The organism is Streptomyces sp. NPDC008079 (genome assembly GCF_042957385.1).
Classification (GTDB): Bacteria; Actinomycetota; Actinomycetes; order Streptomycetales; family Streptomycetaceae; genus Actinacidiphila.
In genome coordinates this window covers 132,424-152,182 of sequence record NZ_JBIBIC010000013.1, presented here as the reverse complement: position 1 = coordinate 152,182, position 19,759 = coordinate 132,424, and the positions used below count along the sequence as shown (strand labels likewise).

Below are 19,759 nucleotides of genomic sequence, written 5' to 3'. Positions count from 1 at the left end.
TTCTACGCCCGTAGATCCCAGCCGTGGGGAAGAACGTAGAAGCGCCCTACCCACTGTGGCAAGACCGCTACCGTTACCGGGCGAAGACGATCACGTTTCCCCCTCGGGGAACCCGTTCGGCGGCGCGCGCCCGCGTCAGCCGCCGGGCAGGCCCGCCCGGCGCAGGGCGGCCACGATGTCGCGGCGGCGGGACTTGGAGACGGCTTCCGCGGCGTCCAGGACGGGAACGGCCAGGCCGGGGCGGGCTCTGACCACGGCGGCGGCGTCCTCGGGCGGACGCGCCCGGGCGAGCGTCCGCAGGAGTTCGCCCGCCTCCTCGTGGCGCCCCGCGTCGGCCAGGTCGCCCGCGATCGTGGCCAGGTCGGCGGGCGGGCGCGACGCGGCCTGGTGCAGAAGCGTGCGGCAGTCGCCGGTACGGCCCGCGGCGGCCAGTTCAGAGGCGGCGGCGGCCAGCGGGGCGCCGGGCAGCGCGGCGACCTCCCAGAGCAGGGTGGCCACATCGGCGGCCAGTTCGGTGCGCTCCAACTCCCTGAGCAGGTAGGGCAGTCGGGGGGCCGGGCCTTCCGCCGCCTCGCAGATGACGACGTAGGCGGCGCCGCTCTGCCCGGTACGGCGCAGCTCGCCGAGGCGCGCGGCCTCCTGCCGCGCCTCGGCCAGCCAGCGCGGGTCGAGGGTGGGCCGCGCCTGGCGCGGTTCCGCGCTCTCCGGAGCGCCGGCGAAGCGCGCGCCGCGCGGGGTGGCGCGTACGGGTCCCTGGGCGGTCTCCGCCTGCGGGGCCGGGGCGGCGGGGGCGCCCGCGAAACGCGCGCCGCGCGGCACCGACCGCTCCAGGGGCGTTTCCTCGGCGCCCGCCGCCTCCTCGAATGCCCCGGCGAAGCGTGCGCCGCGCGGGCGGGAGGCGCCCTTGGTGCGCGCGCCGGTCGCCTTGGCGGGCCGCGGTCGCGCGGCTTCCTCGGGGCGGGGGTCGCGGGCCCAGGAGGCGGTACGGGCGGCGGGCGCGGCAGGGTCGCGCTCGGGGGGCGAGGAGGGCTGGGCGGCGGGCGCGGCGGGGTCGCGCTCAGGAGGCGGGGACAGTTGGGCGGCGGGATGCCGCTCGGCGGGCGGGGAGAGCTGGGCGGCGGGGTCGCGCTCGGCGGGCGGGGAGGGCTGGGCGGCGGGATGCCGCTCGGGCGTCTGGCGGAACCAGTCGGCGGCCGGGGGCGCGGTGAAGGCGGCCAGCCGGGCGCGGAGTTCGTCGCAGCGGGCGGCGGCCCGCTCACGGTCGTCGCGGGCCCAGGCGAGGATGTTGGCGAGCCGGGCGGTGGCGGCTCCCGCCGGGTCGGCGGGGGCCTGGTCGAGGGCGCGGGCCGCCTCGCGCTCGCGCAGCAGCGCCATGTCGCGGGCCCGCGAGGTCACTTCGAGCCGGAGGCGGAGCGCGCTCTCCGCGCCGGGCGCGGCGTCCCACTCCGCGACGGCGGCGCGGTGCAGGACCCGGGCACGGGACACCTCCGCCTCGTCGAGCGGCGCCCGGACGGCGGCGGCCAGATCGTGCAGGACGGCCCCGACGACGTCCCAGGGCGGTATGTCCGCGCCGCCCTCGTAGGCGTGCGCGGCCTCCGGCTCACGCCCCGCGAACACCCCGTACCAGCCGGGACGGTCCCCGAGCGCCGCCACCATCGACCGGAAGTAGAACGTGAACTCCGTTGCCGCACCGGCCAGTTCCGTTGTCATCACACCCTCGCATCCGCCGCCCCCGCTCCCCGCGCCCGGTGGGCATTCGACACCCACAGTGTTACGGCGCTGCTACGGGGAGTTTTCAACGGCGGACGATTTCGACAGTCAAACTTGCAAGTTTTTCTGTCGAGGTCGTACGGTGCAACCATGCCCACTCAGGACCAGGCGCGGGTCGCCGACGAGCTGACCACGGTGATCGCGCAGCTCCAGCGCCGGTTGCGCACCGCGTCGGCCTCGGCGCAGGGCGCGCTCACGCCCTCGCAGGTCTCGGTGCTGGGGCGGATCGGCAGCGAGGGTCCGGCGACCACCGCCGCCCTGGCCCGCGCCGAGATCGTCCGGCCGCAGTCCATGCGGATGACGCTCGCGGCCCTGGAGGAACGCGGCCTCGTCGCCCGCTCGCCGCACCCCACCGACGGCCGTCAGGTCGTCTTCTCCCTCACCGAGGCAGGGGTCCGGCTGCGCGGCACCGGCCGCCGGGCCCGGCGCGGCTGGCTCGCCGAGGCGATCGGCACCGAGCTGTCCGCCGAGGACCAGCGGCGGCTGACCGAGGCGCTCGGCATCCTCCAGCGCCTGGTCAAGGCGTGACCGCACAGCCACGACCCCGCGACCCGAACAGCACGGCAACACCGTTCACCGCACAGGGAGTTACCCGCATGACCGCCACAACGATCGACCCCCGCACCGCCCTTGTCGTCATCGACCTCCAGCGCGGCATCGTCGCACTGCCCACCGCGCACCCGGCCCGCGAGGTCGTCGCGCGCGCCGCGAAGCTGGCCGCCGCCTTCCGCGAGCGCGGGCTGCCGGTCGTGCTGGTGAACGTGGCCGGGGGCCCGCCAGGACGCAACGAGGGCCCGGCCATGAGCGGTTCGCTGCCCGCCGACTGGACGGAGCTGGTGGACGAACTGGATGTCCAGGACGGCGACATCAAAATCACCAAGCTCCAGTGGGGCGCCTTCCACGGCACCGCGCTCGACCTGGAGCTGCGCCGCCGCGGGGTCACGCAGATCGTGCTGGCCGGCATATCGACCAGCATCGGCGTCGAGTCCACCGCCCGCGCGGCCCACGAACACGGCTACCACGTGACGGTCGCCGCCGACGCGGTAACCGACACCGACGCCGAGTCCCACGCGCACGCGTTCGCCAAGATCTTCCCGCGGCTGGCCGAGACGGCCGGCACGGACGAGATCATCGCCCTGCTGCCCGCCGCCCCGGCCGCCTGAGCGGAGTAGCCGCGTCGAGGCAGGTCAGCGCGTGGGAACCACCACCAGCGCCGAGCCGCCGCCGCGCCGTACCGGCTCCGCCGCGGCCAACCACCGGCCGTCGGAGAGCCGTTGCACACCGGTGGCGGCGCCGATCTCCGGATTCTGCGTGAAGTGCTGCCCGAGGGCTTCGAGTTGGGCCTTGAGCGGGCTGTTCCACAGGGCCGGTTCGAGTTCGGTCGCCGCCGCGTTGCGCTGGCTGGCGCGCGGCGCGGCGATGGCGTCCACCAACGGCAGGCCCCGGTCGACGTGTTCGGTGAGCACCTGGAGCACGGTGGTGATGATGGTCGCGCCGCCGGGCGAGCCGACCGCGAAGTCCACCCGGCCGTTCTTCAGCACGATCGTCGGCGAGATCGACGAGCGGGGCCGCTTGCCGGGCCCCGGCAGGTTCGGGTCGTGCACGGCCGGGCTGGCGGGCACGAAGGAGAAGTCCGTCAGCTCGTTGTTGAGCAGGAAGCCGCGGCCCGGGACCGTGATCGCGCTGCCGCCGGTCTGCTCGATGGTGAGGGTGTAGGCGACGACGTTGCCCCACTTGTCGGCCACGGTCAGGTGCGTGGTGTTCTCGCCCTCGTAGGTGGTCGGCGCGGCCTTGCCGGTGGCGGCGCACGGGGTGGGGTGCGCCGGGTCGCCGGGCGGGAGCGGGCTGGTGAGCGCCGCGTCGTCCTTGATCAGGCAGGCCCGCGAGGCGGCGAAGCCCTTGGAGAGCAGCCCCGCGGTCGGCACCTGCTCGAACGCCGGGTCGCCGACCCAGCGGCCCCGGTCGGCGAAGGCGATCCGGCTGGCCTCGATGTAGTGGTGCAGATACTGCGCCTGGCCGGCGTGCGCCAGGTCGGTGTGCTCCAGGATGTTCAGCGCCTCGGCCACCGTGGTCCCGCCGGACGACGAGGGCGCGGGCCCGTACACGTCGAGGCCGCGGTAGGTCGTGTGCGTCGGCGCCTGGGTCTTGGCGTGGTAGGCGGCAAGATCCGCGGCGGTCAGGTCACCGGTGCGCACCACGCGGGTGGACGCCGGGTCGACCGGGGGTTTGCGTACGGTCCTGACGATGTCCGCGCCGATGTCGCCGCGGTAGATCGCGTTGATCCCCTTGCGGCCCAACTCCTTGTACGTGGCCGCCAGTTGGGGGTTGCGCAGGGTGGAGCCGACCGCCGGGGCCTGTCCGCCGGGCAGGAAGAGCGCGGCGGTGGCGGGGAAGTCCTTGAAGCGGTCCTGGTTCGCCGCGGTCTGGGAGTTGAAGGTCGCGTCCACGGTGAAGCCGTCGCGGGCGATCCGCTCCGCGGGCTTGAGGACGTCGCCGAGCGAGCGGCTCCCCCAGGAGTCCAGGGCGGTCTGCCAGGTGGCGGCGGTGCCGGGCACGCCGACACTGCGCCCGCTGGTGACCGCGTCGGCGAAGGCGAGCGGCTGGCCGTTCTCGACGAAGAGCTGGTCGGTGGCGCTGCGCGGGGCGGTCTCGCGGCCGTCGATGGTGGAGACCTTGTGCTGCCGCGCGTCGTAGTAGACGAAGTAGCCGCCTCCGCCGATGCCCGAGGAGTACGGCTCGGTCACGCCGAGGGCGGCGGCGGTGGCGACGGCCGCGTCCACGGCGTTGCCGCCCCGCCGCAGCACCTCGATGCCGGCGGCCGACGCGTCGGCGTCCACGCTGGCGACCGCTCCCCCGTAGCCGACGGCCAGCGGGGTCTTGGCCGTGGAGCCGGGCGGATGCGCGGGGCCGCCGTGCCGGGCGGGCGCCGCGGCGGTGACCGCCGCCACCGCCGCGGTGACGGCGAGCGCGGCGACCGCGCGGACGGCGGTCCTGCGGACGCGGGACCCGCGGACGGCCGTACGGGATGCGCGTTGACCGCCGCCCGGACCGCCGTCCGGACCGCCGTCCGGTCCGCTGTCAGAACGCGTGCCCGCGGCCCTGCCCCGGGCGCCGCCGGGGCTGCCGCCCGGGCCGCTACGGAGACCGGTGTCGCCACCACTGCTGTCACTTGTGCGTCGCATTGCGGAGTCCTCCACTCAACGGGCGTCCCGGAAGCGTAACTTCACCTCTCCTGTCCCGTCAGGACCGCGTATCCCCGCGGTGGGTCGAACACCGCTACGATGCCGCGCCATGAGCGACGACCTCCGCAATCTCGTCCTGGGCCTGGTGGCCCTCGCCATCGGCGCCGCCCTGGGCTGGTTCGCGCGCACCTACTTGCTCAGCCGCAGGCTCCAGCGCAAGCAGCGCTTCTTCGGCCTGCCGAAGGACTCCGAGTGCCTGCTGGTGGTGCCGCGCGACCCCGGCTCGCGGGGCTGGAGCCTGGCCAGGCACGACGCCTTCGCGCTGCTGGAGCTGGCCGCGGTGATCAAGGAGTGCGGGGCGCACGCCGAGGTGCTGGCGCACGACACGGCCTGGCAGGGCTTCGGCGCGCGCACCGAATTCTGCATAGGCGGCCCGGCCGCCAACCTCCGGCTGGCCGCGCATCTGCGCTCGATGCTGCCGGGCGTCGAGATCGACACCGACCCGGCGCCGGGGCCCGAGCAGGGCGCGATCAGCGTCGGCGGCGAGACGTACCTGATGGAGAAGGGCGCCGTCGAGTACGTGCTGCTGGCCCGGCTGGCCGCCGCCCGCGACTCGGGCAACGACCGCCCGGTCTTCCTCTCCTCCGGCCAGCGCGGCATCGCCAACCAGGCCGCCGTCCGCTATCTGGCCAGGCACCAGGTGCGGCTGGCCCGCAAGCACGGCGCCGACGCGACCTTCTGCCTGCTGCTGAAGGTGGTCAATTCGCAGGCGTACGGCTCCGACGTGGTGGAGCTGGTCGCGGACGTCACCAAGGCCGCGACGACGGCGCCGAAGGCGCCCAAGGGCGGCAAGGTCATCCCGCCAGACCGATCACCAGCCACATGAGGGACGCTCCGCCGACCGTGCACAGCAGCGTCGAGGTCGACGGGTGCGGGCTGTGCGCCTCGGGGAGGATGTCCGAGGTCGCCAGGTAGAGCAGGAAACCGGCGAAGAAGCCGAGGTAGAGGCCGAGGACACCGGCCGGGATGGTGAAGGCGAGGGTGACCGCGGCGCCCGCCACCGGCGCCAGCGCGTCGGCGCCGAGCAGCAGCCGCGCCCTGCTGTGGTCGTTCCCGTACATCCGGGTGATCGTGTACGTGTTGAAGCCGTCCGCGAAGTCGTGCGAGACGACCGCGATGGCCACCACGATGCCGACGGTGCTGCCCGCCTGGAAGGCCGCGCCGATCGCGAAGCCGTCCATGACGCTGTGCCCGACGAGCGCGGCGCCCGCGGTGAGGCCGATGCCCTTGACCGGGGCGTGGGCGTGCCCGTGGCCGTGCGCGTGCGGCGCGTACTCGCCCTCGTGCGCCCGGTGGATCGCCACCGAGCGCTCGACGATGTGCAGGGCCAGGAAGCCGGCGACGAACATCAGCAGCGCGGCGGGGACGCCGAAGACGTCCCGCGGCTGCATGTCCAGCGCCTCGGGCAGCAGGTCGAAGCCGACGACGCCCAGCATCAGACCGGCAGCGAGGCCGAGGACGAGGTGCCTGCGGTCGCCGATGCGCTGGGCGACGAACCCGCCCACCAAGGTCATCGCGAACGCGCACGCGGCTATCAGGACCGGCATGAGGTCATGATCCATGACGCCCGGCGCGCCCGCGACTCAGGGGTACCCCTGAGCCTTACCGACCGTGACCGGCGCGGTGTCCCGTCCCGACCGTCCTCAGCACCGCCCGGGCCATCGACTGCTCGCCCTTGGCGTTCGGGTGCGCGGGCGCGGCGGGTGACGCCGGGGCCAGCGGCTCGATCCAGCGGTCGGCGGGCGCCTTGCACATGTCGTGTCCGACGGTCGGCTTGTACGTGTCGACGTAGCGCGCCCCGCCGAGCAGCGCCTCGACCCGCAGCATCGCGTTGAGCTTCTTCTCCACGTCCCTCAGATACGGGAAGTCCCCGGCCGCGAAGGGCACGGACGGGAAGCAGCCCACGCCGTCGTCGGGCAGCAGGTCGGGGTAGCCGACCAGGACGACCTCCGCGTGCGGCGCCCTGCTGTGGACCGCGCGCAGCACCTGGGCGATCTTGGGGGCCGTCTTGAGGATGGTCACGGTGAGCTGGTCGACGCCCGTGGCCCGGTAGTGGTCCTTGCACGGGCTGCCCGTGACGTCGGTGACGCTCAGCCCCGCGCAGGTGGCGATGATCGGGCCGAAGCCGACGTCGTTGCCGCCGATCTGCACGGTGACCAGCGTCGTGTCCCGGTGGACGGCGTCGAGCTGCGGGCCGTTGGTGCCCTGCGGCTTCCACATCTCGGCGGTGGTGGCGCCGCCGCAACTCACGTCGGTGAACGACGCGAAGGCGTTCGCGTCGTTCACCAGCGACGGGTAATTGCGGTCGGAGCGCGCGCAGTTGGCGTCGACCTGGGTGGGGATGGCCGGGCCTGAGGTGTACGAGTCCCCGAGCGCGACATAGTGGACGGCCGGTGCCGGGTGCCCGTGCCAGGGCGGGCGGCCTCCTGAGTGGGCCGCCGCGGGCGAGACGGTGGCGGCGGTGAGCGCGAGCGCCCCGCCGAGGGCCGCGGCCACGGTGACGGCGGTGCGCCTGCCGGACGTCCTGCCCCGTACGCTCCCGGTGTCGGTGTCCTTGTCGCCCGCGGTGCCGTTTCCGTTGCCCAGACCTGCGGCCATCGAGCCCTCCCCTGGTGTCGTCATTGACGATGCTCAGGCTCGGGTGTGCTCGCATCGCTGTCAATGGCCCGTCGCTCCCGCGTCGTTCGGGCTTCACGTTCCGTTCCGGCGTCGGTGATGTCGAGGAACACCCGGTCGGCGGTGGGCCACTTGGCGTGGATGTCGCGCCGGATGCGCAGGCTGACCTCCTCGACCCGCTCGCTGTCCAGGCCGCCCACCAGGTCGATCCTGGCGGCCACCAGCGTGGAGTCCAGGCCGAGCCGCATGGTGAGCAGTTCCTCGACGGTGTCGATCTCCCCTTGCCCCAGGAGCAGTTCGCGGATGCCGTCGCGCAGTTCGGCGTCGACCGAGACGCCGATGAGCTGGTGGTGGGCGGTGCGGCCGAGGGTGAACGCGACGACCATCAGCAGGGCGCCGATCGCCATCGAGGCGATGGCCTCGCCCAGCGCGTTGCCGGTCGTCATGTGGATGACCATGCCGGCGGCGGCGAACAGCACACCGATCACGGCGGTGCTGTCCTCGGCGAGGACCGTCCGCAGCGCCGGGTCGTCGGCGCCCTCGTCGGACCGGCGCGCCTGGACCACCGCCTTGAGCAGCGAAGCGCCCTCGGCGAGCAGCGCGATCAGCAGGACGGCCAGACCCGCCACGTATCCGCTGCGGGACTCGTCTTCCGTGCCGCCGAGCGCGTGAATGCCCTGGTAGAAGGAGAAGCAGCCGCCGAGCACGAAGATGCCGACGGCGGCGAGCAGCGACCAGAAGTAGCGCTCCTTGCCGTAGCCGAAGGGGTGGTCGCTGTCGGGCGCGCGGCGGCTGCGGCGCAGCGACAGCAGCAGGAACACCTCGTTGAGGCTGTCCGCCACCGAGTGCGCGGCCTCCGAGAGCAGCGCGGGCGATCCGGAGAAGAGGCCCGCGGCGGTCTTCGCGGCGGCGATCACCAGGTTGGCGCCGAGCGCGACGAGCACCGCTCCCTTGGTGCCCTCGTCGCGCTCGCCGCCGGTGTCGTCCGCGCCGGGTTTCGGCGGTCCGGACGCCGCACGGCCGGTGTCCGTGTCACCGGCGTCCGTACCGCTCGCCTCCGTGCCGCCTGCCGCCGTGTCGCCGGTCTCCGTGTCGCCGGTTTCCGTCTCGCCCGTTCCGGTGTGCCCGGAGGGTTCCGGGGCGTCGCCGGTCAGGTCCTGGTCGGTGCTGGTCAGGGTGTGCTCTCCACTCATTCGTGTGTGTGCCCGATCAGCGTCCGGGCCGCGGCGGCGATGGCGTCGGCGTCGATGCCCGCCGCGTGGAGCTGTTCCTCGGGGGTGGCGGAGCCGGGCATGGTGTGGACGGCCAGGCGGGTGAGCAGCGGCATCGGGTGACCGTTGCCGAAGGACTCCAGGACCGCGTCGGCCAGGCCGCCCTCGGGGTGGTGGTCCTCGACGGTGACGAAGCGGCCGGTGGCCCGCGCGGCGGCGCGCAGCGCCTGGGTGTCGACGGGCTTGACCGAGTAGAGGTCGAGCACACGGGCGCGGATGCCGTCGGCGACGAGCCGGTCGGCGGCGGCCAGCGCCTGGTGCAGGGTGACGCCCGCGCCGATGAGGGTGACCTGGTCCTCGGGGTGCTCGCGCAGCAGCTTGCTGCCGCCGATCGGGAAGTCCTCCTCGGGCCCGTAGATCACCGGGGTGGCCCCGCGGGTGGCCCGCAGATAGCCGACGCCGGTGCGGTCGGCCAGCGCGGCGACGAGCTTGGCCGTCTGATTGGCGTCGCACGGATACAGCACGGTGCTGCCGTGCACCGCGCGCATCATCGCCAGGTCCTCCAGCGCCATCTGCGACGGGCCGTCCTCGCCGATCGCGACGCCCGCGTGCGTGCCGACGACGTTGAGGTCGGAGCGGCTGACCGCGGCCATCCGCAGGAAGTCGTGCGCGCGGGTCAGGAACGCGGCGAAAGTGGCCGCGTACGGTGTCCAGCCGCGTACGCCGAAGCCGACCGCGGCGCCGATGAGCTGCTGCTCGGCGATGTAGCACTCCACGTACCGCTCGGGGTGCTCCTTGGAGAACAGCTCGGCCTTGGTGGAGTCGCCGACCTCGCCGTCCAGGACCACGACGTCCTCGCGCCGGGTGCCGAGCGCGGCCAGCGCCTCGCCGAAGGCGGTACGGGTGGCCACGTCCTCGCCGATCCGGTACTCCGGCAGCGCCGCGGACGGGTTCCCGCCGCGCTCGCGCCGCTCGGCGTCCGGCGGACGGCGTACGTGGACCCGCAGGTCGCGTACGCCACCGAGCTCGCGGATCGCGGCCTCGGCGTCCGGCAGCGGCTTGCCGTGCATGCCCTCGCGGTCCTCGACGGCCGCGACGCCGCGGCCCTTGCGGGTCCTGGCGATGATCGCGGTGGGCGCGCCGCGGTTGGTGCGCGCGGTGGTCATCGCCTCGTCCACGGCGGCGATGTCGTGGCCGTCGATCTCGACGGTGTTCCAGCCGAAGGCGCGGATACGGCGGGTGTAGGCGCCCAGGTCCCAGCCGTGCCGGGTGGGGCCGCGCTGGCCGAGCCGGTTGACGTCGAGGATCGCGGTGAGATTGTCGAGCCCTTCCATGCCGGCGTGCTCGAACGCCTCCCACACCGAGCCCTCGGCCAGCTCGCTGTCCCCGCACAGCACCCAGGTGCGGTACGGCAGGTGCTCCAGGCGCTTGGCGGACATCGCGACGCCGACGCCGATCGGCAGCCCCTGGCCGAGCGATCCGGTGGCGACGTCGACCCAGGGCAGCCGGGGCGTGGGGTGGCCCTCCATGCGGCTGCCGAGCTTCCTGAAGGTCAGCAGTTCCTCGTCGGTGATCGCGCCCGCGGCCTTGTAGGCGGCGTAGAGCAGCGGTGAGGCGTGGCCCTTGGACAGGATCAGGTGGTCGTTGCCGGGGTGGTCGGGGCGGTCGAAGTCGTAGCGCAGATGGCGGGCGAAGAGGACGGCGGCCAGATCGGCCGCGGACATCGACGACGTGGGGTGGCCGGACCCGGCGGCGTCGGCGGCGCGTACCGCGTCCACCCGCAACTGCTGGGCGAGTTCGGTGAGCTCGGCCGTGTCGACCGGTTCGGTGTCGTGCGTGGTGACGTCGTTCATGGCGGCGTCTCTCCCTTCGTGGCGTGGTGGCCGCCTCGTGCCGCCACCCGCTCCCGTGTGTGCCGCTCTTCCTGCTTTCCCCCGCGTTCGGCCGCTGTCCCCCCGCGGTGCGGCTGCCCGGCCCGGGGCCGGACAAACGGGGCGGCGGCGCGGTCTGTCGCGCCCCTGGTGTCGCACCTTCCCCATCAATCGTTACCCGTGCGTAACATGCACGCGAGTTACCTTCGGTAAGTCCGCGTGGTTACTCTCCAGTCACTTCGCATCCGGCGTGTCAGGAGCAGTCCATGAGAGCAACCACAGCGGGTGTCGTCGGCGCGGCGCTGCTCGCCTCCACGGCCCTCGGCCTCGCCCCCGCCGCGACCGCGGCCCCCGCCCCCGACCCCGTACCGAAGGTGTCCGCCGCCGCGGCCCCGGCCGCCGCGTCGGCCCTGCGCTTCGTCGACATCCCCGGCTCCGGCGGCATCACCCTCAAGGCGAACGTCTACACCCCCGGCGGCTACGACGGCTCGCAGCGCTACCCCGTCGTCGTCCTGCCCAGCAGTTGGGCGATCAACGACCTGGAGTACCTCGCCCAGGAGAAACTGCTCGCCGACTCCGGCTATGTCGTGGTCAGTTACACCAGCCGCGGCTTCTGGCTCTCCGGTGGCGAGATCGAGACCGCGGGCCCGCCGGACGTCGCCGACGTCTCGAAGGTCATCGACTGGACCCTCGCCAACACCCCGGCGGACCCGGCGCGGATCGGCATGGCCGGTGTCTCGTACGGCGCCGGGATCGGGCTGCTGGGGGCCGCGCACGACCCGCGGATCAAGGCGGTGGCCGCGCTCAGCGGCTGGGCCGACCTCGTCGAGTCGATCTACCAGGGCCGCACCCCGCACCTCCAGGCGGCGGCCCTGCTCGGCGGCTCCGCTTATCTGACCGGCCGCCCCAGCGCCGAACTCCAGTCGATCCTCGCCAATTTCCTCAGCGCGAACCTGGCGTCGGAGGACACCATGATCGCCTGGGCGAAGCTCCGCTCCCCGCTGACCTACGTGGACCGGCTCAACGCCAACCACACCGCCGTCATGCTCGCCAACGCCTGGGGCGACAGCCTCTTCCCGCCCAACCAGTACGCGGACTTCTACGAGAGGCTGACCGGCCCCAAGCGGCTGGAGTTCCGGCCCGGCGACCACGCCACGGCGGAGGCGACCGGACTGCTCGGGCTGCCCAACGACACCTGGACCGACGCGCGCGCCTGGCTAGACCACTATTTGAAGGGCACCGACAACGGGATCGACCGCCAGCCGCCGGTCCAGCTCACCTCCCGCTCCACCGGGGCCTACGAGGGGTACGCCGACTGGTCCTCGGTGCCGTCGCGGACCGAGAAGCTGGCGCTGGGTGCCAAGGGCGCGCGCACCGGGGCGCTCGGCGGCGACGCGGGCACCGGCTGGCACACCACGATCGGCACCGGCGTGGACTCCGGCGCCGACGGCGGCGTCATCTTCCTGTCCAGCCTGCTCGACCAGTTCGCCAAGGCCCCGCCCACCGCGTCGATCCCGCTGCTGCCGCGCGCCTTCGCCGGGGTGTGGCAGTCGCAGCCGTACGCCACCGCCCGGCACGTGCGCGGCACGAGCGTGCTGCACACCACGCTCACCCCGTCCGCGGCCAACGGCACGGTGATCGCGTACCTCTACGACGTGGACGCGCTCGGCACCGGCAAGCTCGTCGCGCACGCGCCGTACACCTGGATCGGGAAGACGCCGGGGAAGGCGTTCGGCACCGACATCGCGCTCCAGGCGACGGCGTACGACGTACCGGCCGGGCACCGGCTCGCGCTGGTCGTCGACACCGTCGACCCGCTCTACATCGGGGAGAATCCGGCGTTCGCGACGGTGGGCTTCTCCTCCCCGGCCGGCGACCCCTCGACACTGTCGGTCCCGTTCGACGACAGGTGAACCGCTGAGCGGGACGTCGGGCTCAGATCTCCGGCGGTGTGGCGACCGTGACCGGCACGTCCTTGACCTTGGGGCTGTGCCGTTCACGGTGCGCCAGCCAGTTGGCGAACCACGACAGCAGCATGCACATCCCGATGTAGATCGGCGCGATCACCATCACGACCGGGATGAAGGGCAGGTCGTAGTCGAGGTTGGTGGCGATCAGCTTGCCCGCGTACAGGAACTCCTCGTAGGTGATGAGGTAGCCGAGCGAGGTGTCCTTGAGGGCCACCACGAGCTGGCTGACGATCGCGGGCAGCATCGCGCGGGCCGCCTGCGGCACCAGCACCTGCGCCATCACCTGCGTCTTGCGCATGCCGAGCGCGAAGGCGGCCTCGCCCTGGCCGCGCGGCACGGAGTTGACACCGGCCCTGAACACCTCGGCGAGCACCGAGCCGTTGTACAGCGTCAGGCCGATGACCAGGGCCGTCATCGGCTCCAGCTTGAGGGCGATGAAGATGAAGAAGATCATCACCAGCAGCGGCATCGCGCGGAAGAACTCCACCACCAGCGTGCTGAACCAGCGCACCGGCCGGTGGTCCGAGAGCCGTCCGGCGGCGAAGACCGCGCCGAAGACCAGCGAGAGGACCGCCGCCCAGGCGAACGCCTTCAGCGTGTTGGCCAGGCCCTTGAGCAACAGCCGCTGGATGCCCGCGTATGCGAAGGGCCGCCACTTCACGGCGGAGAACTGCCCGGTGTCCACGAGCTTGTAGACGACGAAGCCGACCAGCGCCGCGAGCACCGCCGTGGTGAGCCACGCGTACAGTCGGTGCCTGGCCAGCGCCTTGGGCCCCGGAATGTCGTACAGCGCGCTGCTCCCGCTCATCGCGCGACCCCCAGCTTCCGCTCCAGCACGGTGAAGACCGCGCTGATGGTCAACGTGACGATCAGATAGCCGACGGCGATCCAGACGAAGGTCCACACGATGCTGTAGCCCAGTTCGTTGAGCGGCTTGTACGTGCCGAGCAGTTCGGTGACCGAGAAGGACCCGGCGATGGCGGAGTTCTTGGCCAGAGCGATCAGCGTGGAGCCGATCGGCGAGATCACCGCGCGGGCGGCCTGCGGCAGCACCACCAGGCTCAGCGTCTGCGTGAAGGTCATGCCCAGACTGCGGGCCGCCTCGCCCTGGCCGAGCGGCACGGTGTTGATCCCGGCCCTGACCGCCTCGCAGATGAACGCCGAGGTGTACGCGCCCAGCGCCAGGATCGCGAACACCCGGAAGGGCAGCACCAGTCCGAAGCGCGGCAGGCCGAGCAGCACCGCGAAGAACAGCAGCGTCAGCGGGGTGTTGCGCAGCACCGTCACCCAGGCGGTGCCGAACGCCCGGAGCGCTTTGACGGGCGACACCCGGAATCCGGCGACGATCACCCCGACGACCAGCGAGAGCGCCCCGGCGAGCAGGGTGAGCTGGACGGTGCCCCACAGGCCCTTGCCGAAGAGCGAGTAGTTGTCGGTCAGGACGTTCACGCGGTGTGTCTCCCCCTCAGTACCGGTCGACCGGCGGCGGTACGGGCGCCGGGACCCCGGACAGACCCAGCGTCGCCGCGTACGCCTTCTTCCAGTCGCCGTCGCGCTCGTGCGCCACGATCGCGTCGTCCAGCGCGCCCCGCAGCGCCGTGTCGCCCTTGGCCAGTCCGATGCCGTACGGCTCCTTCGAGAACGGCTTGCCGACCAGCTTCATCTCGTTCGGCGCCTTGGCCGCGTAGCCCAGCAGGATCGAGTCGTCGGTGGTGACCGCGTCGACCTGGTAGGTCAGCAGATTGTCCACGCACACCGAGTACGTGTCGTACGTGACCGGCGTGGCGTCGGGGTAGTCGCGCTCGATCCGCTGGATCGGGGTGGAACCGGCCGCCGAGCACACCTTCTTGCCCTTCAGGTCCTGCGGCCCGTTGATGTCCTTCTCGTCCTTGCGCACCAGCAGGCCCTGCCCGGCCATGTAGTACGGGCCCGCGAAGCCGACCTGCTTCTTGCGCAGCGCGTTGATGGTGTACGTGCCGACGTAGTAGTCGATCTGGCCGTTGCTCAGGGCGGTCTCCCGGTTGGCGGAGGCGATCGGCTTGTACTGCACGCGGTCGGCCGCGAAACCGAGCGAGGCGGCCATCATCTTGGCGATCTCGATGTCGAAACCGGAGTACGTGCCGGTGGCCGGGTCGCGCTCGCCGAGATACGGCTGGTCGTCCTTGACGCCGACCACGAGCCTGCCGCGCCGGTGGGCGGCCGACCAGGTGGCGGAGGCGGGCAGCGAGAAGTCGCGGTTGACCCGGTAGGCGGGCAGGGCGTCGGCGCGGGGGCCCTTGGCGGGCGGGCTGCCCTGCTTGCCGCAGCCGGTCACAGCGGTCAGCGCGGCCAGCCCGGTCACCGCGGCCAGCGCCGCGAGACGGGCCACGGCCGCCGGGCGCGCCGGGCGGGCGGGCCGGTGAGTGCGTCGCATGGCGGTCCAGGTGCTGATCAGTGGTGCAGGATCTTGGAGAGGAAGTCCTTGGCGCGCTCGCTGCGCGGCGCGGTGAAGAACTCCTCCGGCACCCGGTCCTCGACGATCCGGCCGTCCGCCATGAAGACCACCCGGTGCGCGGCGGACCGGGCGAAGCCCATCTCGTGGGTGACCACGACCATGGTCATGCCCTCCTCGGCGAGCTGCCGCATCACTTCCAGCACCTCGTTGATCATCTCGGGGTCGAGGGCCGAGGTGGGCTCGTCGAAGAGCATCGCCTTGGGGTTCATGGCCAGTGCGCGGGCGATGGCCACCCGCTGCTGCTGGCCGCCGGACATCTGCGCGGGGAACTTGTCCTCGTGCCCCACCAGGCCCACCCGGTCCAGCAGTTCGCGGGCCTGCCGCTCCGACTCGGCCTTGCCCCGGCCGCGCACCTTGACCGGCGCGAGCATCACGTTCTGCAGGACGGTCTTGTGCGCGAAGAGGTTGAAGGACTGGAAGACCATGCCGACATCGGCGCGGAGCCGGGCCAGCTCGCGGCCCTCGGCGGGCAGCGGCACGCCGTCGATGGTGATCGTGCCCGACTCCACGGGTTCGAGGCGGTTGATGGCCCGGCACAGCGTGGACTTCCCGGAACCCGAGGGACCGATGATCACGACGACCTCGCCGCGGCCGATGGTCAGATCGATGTCCTTGAGCACGTGCAGCGGGCCGAAGTGCTTGTTGACTCCGCGCAGGACGATCAGGGGTTCCCGGGTCATCCGCGCGCTCAGCCCAGCACGCGATGGACGAGGGTGTCGCGTTCGGTCTGCGGGATCGCGGTCCAGCGCATGCCGCGCAGCGCGCCCTCCAGCGCGAGCAGCGTGTGCGTGCAGGCGTCTTCCGGCAGTTCGGGCCGGATCTTCTCGAAGGCGCGGCCGGAGCCCAGCCGTCGCAGTTCGCCCGCGTCGTCGACGCCCGCGCGGCGCAGGCGGTCGGCCAGGACCGACCCGATGTTCGGGAGCTGCTGAAGGGAGTCCACGTCGTGCCTCCGGTACCGAGCTGGTGGGGACTGGTGCGAAAAGGGGGACCTTCGGCGCCATCATGCACGTCCTCTAGTGCCCTGCGCGGCCATCGCGTGGTGACACGCCCTGGACCGCACCCCACTGTGTGGTGATGACCACTGGATCGGGTGACAGCCGCACCGCCGTACGGGCTCAGTCTTCCGACGACTCCGCGAGCACCTGGGACAGTTCGGGGCTGCCGCTCTCGGCCCAGGCGTGGCCGATCGCCACGGTGTCGATCTCGCGGCCGGACGCGAGCCGCACCACGGGACGGCCGTTGGGCAGGATCTCCCACGCCGCGTCGGGGACCGTGAGCACCATGACGGTGCCGAGGTAGAGACCCGCGTCGTTGCCGAGGTCCGACAGCACCTCTTCGTCGTCCCGCCAGCTCGGCGCCAACTGGTCGAGGGCGGCGAGCGATTCGGGGGTGTCGTCCAGGTCCACCCCGTCGTCGGCGGCGCGGGCGCGCAGCAGTTCGCACTCGCCGAGCAGTTCCGCGACGCCGGTCGCGTCGGGGGCGCCGTCGGTGTACACGGCGAAACCGCGGGCGACGCCGTGTCTTCTGCGCCACTTGCCGATCAGGGGGATGTCCATGCGGTCAGCGTCGCACCTGCCGTGCCGCCGCGACCACAGGCGCGCGTGCCGGGACCGGCCGCCGGAGCGCCCCCGCGCGCTGCGGCGGCCCCCGGTCAGACCTCCAGGTCCACCACGACCGGCGCGTGGTCGGAGGCGCCCTTGCCCTTGCGCTCCTCGCGGTCCACGTACGCGTCGCCGACGGCCTTGGCGAACGGCTCGTTCCCGTACACCAGGTCGATCCGCATCCCGCGGTTCTTGGGGAAGGCGAGCTGCCGGTAGTCCCAGTACGTGTACGGGCGGTCGTACTTCAGCGGGCGCGGCATCACATCGGTGAGGCCGGTCTCGCGCAGGGCGGCCAGCGCGGCGCGCTCGGGGGCGGTGACATGCGTCTGGCCCTCGAAGACCGACAGGTCCCACACGTCCTCGTCCACCGGCGCGACATTGAAGTCGCCGAGCACCGCGAAGGGCCGCGGACCAGCCGCGTCCTGCGCGACGGCGGCGCGCAGCGCCTCGAACCACTGGAGCTTGTACGCGTAGTGCGGGTGGTCGACCTCACGGCCGTTGGGCACGTAGACCGACCAGAGACGGACCGCGCCGCAGGTCGCGGAGACCGAACGCGGCTCGTGCACGCCCTCCCAGTCGGGTCCGCCGGGCAGGCCCTCGACCACGTCCTCCAGGCCCACGCGGGAGACCAGCGCCACCCCGTTCCACCTGCCGGTGGCGTGCACCGCCGACTCGTACCCCAGCTCGCGCAGCTCGTCGCGCGGGAACTGCTCGGCGGTGCACTTGGTCTCCTGGAGGCACAGGACGTCGGTGCCGCTGCTCTCCAGCCAGGCGAGCAGCCGCGGAAGGCGGGCGGTGATCGAGTTGATGTTCCAGGTCGCGATGCGCATGCTCCCCAACCTAACCGGTGGGTCCGACAGTGACCCGGTGGCGGCGCTGCTACGCCTGCGTGCTGTCGCCGGGCGCCAGCCGTACGTGGTCGGCGCCGCCGAGGCCGCCGATCTGCGTGTCGTAGATCGGCCGGGCCAGGTCGGTCAGCAGCGCGTCGTGCACGTCGATGGCGCGGCGCGGCTTGACCTCGCGGACGTAGTCGATGACCTCGGAGATCTTGCTCCAGGGGGCCTGCACGGGCAGCAGCAGGGTGTCCACGGCGGTGCCGGGCAGGGTCAGCGCGTCACCGGGGTGGAAGAGCGAACCGTCGATCAGGTAGCCGACGTTGGTGATCCGCGGGATGTCCGGGTGGATCACGGCGTGCAGCTCGCCGTGCACCTGGACGTCGAAGCCCGCGGCGGTGAAGGTGTCGCCGTCGCCGACGGTGTGCACGCGGCCGGGGAAGGCCGCGGAGACCTCGTCGGCCACCGCGCGCAGGGTCCACAGCTCCGCGCCCGGATTGGCTTCGAGCCCGGCGCGCAGCCGGTCGGCGTTGAAGTGGTCCAGGTGCTCGTGCGTGACCAGGATGACGTCGGCGCCGACCGCCGCGTCCTCCTCGCTGAAGGTGCCCGGATCGATGACGAGCGTGCGCCCGTCCTTCTCCAGCCGGATGCAGGCGTGGCGCTTCTTCGTGAGCTTCACAGGGTCCGTCCTCGGCAGCGCGTTCTGGGCTTCTCTGGTACTCGGGTGCTGGGGTTCTCGGATGCTGGGCGTTTCGGATGCTGGATCTTCGGATGCTGGGTCTTCGTGCTGGGCGTTTTCCGGTACGCCTCCATCTTGCTACGGGTGCGCCCCGGTCTCCTGCCGGATCACCGTACGCGCGGTGTCCACCGCGGCCCTGGCGGCGGGCAGGCCGCAGTAGAGCGCGGTGTGCAGCAGGACCTCCTCGATCTCCGCCGGGGTCAGGCCGTTGCGCAGCGCCGCCCTGGTGTGGTCGGCCAGCTCCTCCAGCCTGCCGGTGGCGGTCAGCGCGGTCAGCGTCACGCAGCTCCTGGTGCGCCGGTCGAGGCCGGGCCGCGACCAGACCTCGCCCCAGGCGTAGCGGGTCAGGAAGCTGTCGAAGTCGGCGCCGAAGTCCTCGGCGCGGGCCAGCGCCTGGTCGACCTCCGCGTCACCGATCACCTCGCGCCGTATCCGCAGCCCTTCCTCGTACGTGTCGGGCGCCACCGCGGCGGGCGGCGCGGCGACGGCCTGCGGCGGTACGACGGGGGCCGGGGGTACGGCGACGGAGCCGGTCGACACGGACACCGGCTCGGTCCACACGCTGCCGAAGTGCGTCGCCAGCAGGTCGCCGACGGCCACGGGCTCCTCGACGGGCGCCAGGTGGCCGGTGGCCGGGACGACCGCGAGCCGGGCGTCCGGTATTCCGGCGACCAGCAGCCGGGCGTCGGCGGGCGGGGTCTCGGTGTCGTCGGCGCCCGCCACCACCAGCGTCGGCACCTTGATGCTGCCGAGCGCGTCCCGGATGTCGAAGGCGGCCAGCGCCTCGCACCCGGCGATGTAGCAGTCCGCGTCGGTGGTCCTGACCATCTGCACGGCCCAGTCGGTGATCGCGGGCTGGGTGGCGAGGAAGGGGCCGGTGAACCAGCGCTCGGGGCTGGCCAGCGCCGTGCGGTCCAGGCCGTTGGCGCGGACCACGACGCCGCGCTGCCGCCACACGTCGGCGGTGGCGTACCGCGCGGCGGCCGAGACCAGGGCGAGGGCGGCGACCCGGTCGGGGCGCAGCAGCGCGAGCCGGGCGCCGATGGCGGCGCCGAGCGAGCAGCCCGCGTAGCCGAAGGTGTCGACGCCCTCGTCGTCCAGGACGGCGAGCAGCCGGGCGGCCAGGTCGTCGACCGAGGCCGCGGGGTGCGCGGGCGCGCCGCCGTGGCCCGGCAGCTCGTAGCGCAGCACCCGCCACTGCTCGGTGAGCGCCGGGAGCTGCCGGTCCCACATGTGCCAGGTGGCGCCGAGGGCCGGGCCCAGGATCAGGACGGGGGCGTCGGCCGGGCCGTCGAAGCGGTGCTGAAGGGGGGGCCGCGGGTCCAGATCGCCGTCGGTCGAGTCGCTCATCGCCTCACGCTACCGAGTGGAGTGTGTGCTTCCGAAATCCGAGTGGCCCGCTTCCGCGGGCC

The 19,759-nt window shown here is 72.9% G+C and carries 19 protein-coding genes; 4 read left to right on the top strand and 15 right to left on the bottom strand.

The window, feature by feature from the left end:
- Window positions 1–135 precede the first annotated feature (135 nt).
- Window positions 136–1,710 (bottom strand): hypothetical protein, encoded by a 1,575-nt coding sequence (locus tag ACFZAM_RS25350; RefSeq protein WP_391049527.1) that lies wholly within the window; start codon window positions 1,708–1,710, stop codon window positions 136–138.
- A 150-nt stretch (window positions 1,711–1,860) separates the two neighbouring features.
- Between ACFZAM_RS25350 and ACFZAM_RS25345 the strand changes: the two genes are divergently transcribed.
- Together ACFZAM_RS25345 and ACFZAM_RS25340 are read left to right on the top strand one after the other, a co-directional pair.
- On the top strand, window positions 1,861–2,298 hold the full coding sequence (locus ACFZAM_RS25345) for a MarR family transcriptional regulator (RefSeq protein ID WP_391049525.1): 438 nt from the start codon (window positions 1,861–1,863) through the stop codon (window positions 2,296–2,298).
- Between the two features lie 68 nt (window positions 2,299–2,366).
- The gene (locus ACFZAM_RS25340; RefSeq protein ID WP_391049523.1) at window positions 2,367–2,933 is read left to right on the top strand and encodes an isochorismatase family protein; all 567 of its coding nucleotides are present in this window, start codon (window positions 2,367–2,369) and stop codon (window positions 2,931–2,933) included.
- A gap of 24 nt (window positions 2,934–2,957) precedes the next feature.
- Here the strand turns inward: ACFZAM_RS25340 and ggt are convergent, their stop codons facing one another.
- A complete protein-coding gene (gene ggt, locus ACFZAM_RS25335) occupies window positions 2,958–4,952 on the bottom strand; it encodes a gamma-glutamyltransferase (protein WP_391049522.1) in 1,995 nt (664 codons plus the stop codon).
- 109 nt (window positions 4,953–5,061) lie between these two features.
- Between ggt and ACFZAM_RS25330 the strand changes: the two genes are divergently transcribed.
- Window positions 5,062–5,838 carry a hypothetical protein gene (locus tag ACFZAM_RS25330; RefSeq protein ID WP_391049520.1) on the top strand — a complete coding sequence of 259 codons (777 nt, stop codon included), beginning with the start codon at window positions 5,062–5,064 and terminating at the stop codon, window positions 5,836–5,838.
- Here ACFZAM_RS25330 and ACFZAM_RS25325 read toward each other — a convergent pair.
- From ACFZAM_RS25325 to ACFZAM_RS25310, 4 genes are read right to left on the bottom strand one after another with little or no spacing between them, the layout of a single operon-like run.
- On the bottom strand, window positions 5,807–6,559 hold the full coding sequence (locus tag ACFZAM_RS25325) for a ZIP family metal transporter (RefSeq protein WP_355339086.1): 753 nt from the start codon (window positions 6,557–6,559) through the stop codon (window positions 5,807–5,809). The genes ACFZAM_RS25330 and ACFZAM_RS25325 overlap by 32 nt on opposite strands.
- Window positions 6,560–6,614: 55 nt before the next feature.
- Window positions 6,615–7,610, bottom strand: coding sequence for a GDSL-type esterase/lipase family protein (locus ACFZAM_RS25320; protein WP_391049518.1), 996 nt, complete (start codon window positions 7,608–7,610; stop codon window positions 6,615–6,617).
- A gap of 20 nt (window positions 7,611–7,630) precedes the next feature.
- Window positions 7,631–8,821, bottom strand: a complete 1,191-nt coding sequence (locus ACFZAM_RS25315) for a cation diffusion facilitator family transporter (RefSeq protein ID WP_355339080.1) — start codon at window positions 8,819–8,821, stop codon at window positions 7,631–7,633.
- The gene (locus tag ACFZAM_RS25310) at window positions 8,818–10,692 is read right to left on the bottom strand and encodes a transketolase (protein WP_355339077.1); all 1,875 of its coding nucleotides are present in this window, start codon (window positions 10,690–10,692) and stop codon (window positions 8,818–8,820) included. The genes ACFZAM_RS25315 and ACFZAM_RS25310 overlap by 4 nt, the downstream gene beginning before the upstream one ends.
- A 284-nt stretch (window positions 10,693–10,976) precedes the next feature.
- Here ACFZAM_RS25310 and ACFZAM_RS25305 point away from each other — a divergent pair, with 284 nt between their 5' ends.
- Window positions 10,977–12,623, top strand: coding sequence for a CocE/NonD family hydrolase (locus tag ACFZAM_RS25305; protein ID WP_391049515.1), 1,647 nt, complete (start codon window positions 10,977–10,979; stop codon window positions 12,621–12,623).
- A 22-nt stretch (window positions 12,624–12,645) separates the two neighbouring features.
- On the opposite strand, the gene ACFZAM_RS25300 is transcribed toward ACFZAM_RS25305, so the two are convergent.
- The 9 genes from ACFZAM_RS25300 to ACFZAM_RS25260 all read right to left on the bottom strand — a co-directional run bounded on the left by ACFZAM_RS25300 (window position 12,646) and on the right by ACFZAM_RS25260 (window position 19,697).
- Window positions 12,646–13,488 carry an amino acid ABC transporter permease gene (locus ACFZAM_RS25300; RefSeq protein ID WP_355339072.1) on the bottom strand — a complete coding sequence of 281 codons (843 nt, stop codon included), beginning with the start codon at window positions 13,486–13,488 and terminating at the stop codon, window positions 12,646–12,648.
- Window positions 13,485–14,129 (bottom strand): ABC transporter permease subunit, encoded by a 645-nt coding sequence (locus ACFZAM_RS25295; RefSeq protein ID WP_391049513.1) that lies wholly within the window; start codon window positions 14,127–14,129, stop codon window positions 13,485–13,487. The genes ACFZAM_RS25300 and ACFZAM_RS25295 overlap by 4 nt, the downstream gene beginning before the upstream one ends.
- A gap of 16 nt (window positions 14,130–14,145) precedes the next feature.
- A complete protein-coding gene (locus tag ACFZAM_RS25290) occupies window positions 14,146–15,093 on the bottom strand; it encodes a glutamate ABC transporter substrate-binding protein (protein WP_355339066.1) in 948 nt (315 codons plus the stop codon).
- 17 nt (window positions 15,094–15,110) lie between these two features.
- On the bottom strand, window positions 15,111–15,854 hold the full coding sequence (locus ACFZAM_RS25285; protein ID WP_188285421.1) for an amino acid ABC transporter ATP-binding protein: 744 nt from the start codon (window positions 15,852–15,854) through the stop codon (window positions 15,111–15,113).
- An 8-nt stretch (window positions 15,855–15,862) separates the two neighbouring features.
- Window positions 15,863–16,114, bottom strand: coding sequence for a TfoX/Sxy family DNA transformation protein (locus ACFZAM_RS25280; RefSeq protein WP_188285422.1), 252 nt, complete (start codon window positions 16,112–16,114; stop codon window positions 15,863–15,865).
- A gap of 175 nt (window positions 16,115–16,289) precedes the next feature.
- A complete protein-coding gene (locus ACFZAM_RS25275; protein ID WP_391049510.1) occupies window positions 16,290–16,730 on the bottom strand; it encodes a DUF6278 family protein in 441 nt (146 codons plus the stop codon).
- A gap of 95 nt (window positions 16,731–16,825) precedes the next feature.
- Window positions 16,826–17,605: an exodeoxyribonuclease III gene (locus tag ACFZAM_RS25270; protein WP_355339059.1), complete on the bottom strand. Its 780-nt coding sequence runs from the start codon at window positions 17,603–17,605 to the stop codon at window positions 16,826–16,828.
- A gap of 49 nt (window positions 17,606–17,654) precedes the next feature.
- Window positions 17,655–18,287 (bottom strand): MBL fold metallo-hydrolase, encoded by a 633-nt coding sequence (locus ACFZAM_RS25265; protein ID WP_391049508.1) that lies wholly within the window; start codon window positions 18,285–18,287, stop codon window positions 17,655–17,657.
- 138 nt (window positions 18,288–18,425) lie between these two features.
- A complete protein-coding gene (locus ACFZAM_RS25260) occupies window positions 18,426–19,697 on the bottom strand; it encodes an alpha/beta fold hydrolase (protein WP_391049506.1) in 1,272 nt (423 codons plus the stop codon).
- Window positions 19,698–19,759: the final 62 nt, after the last annotated feature.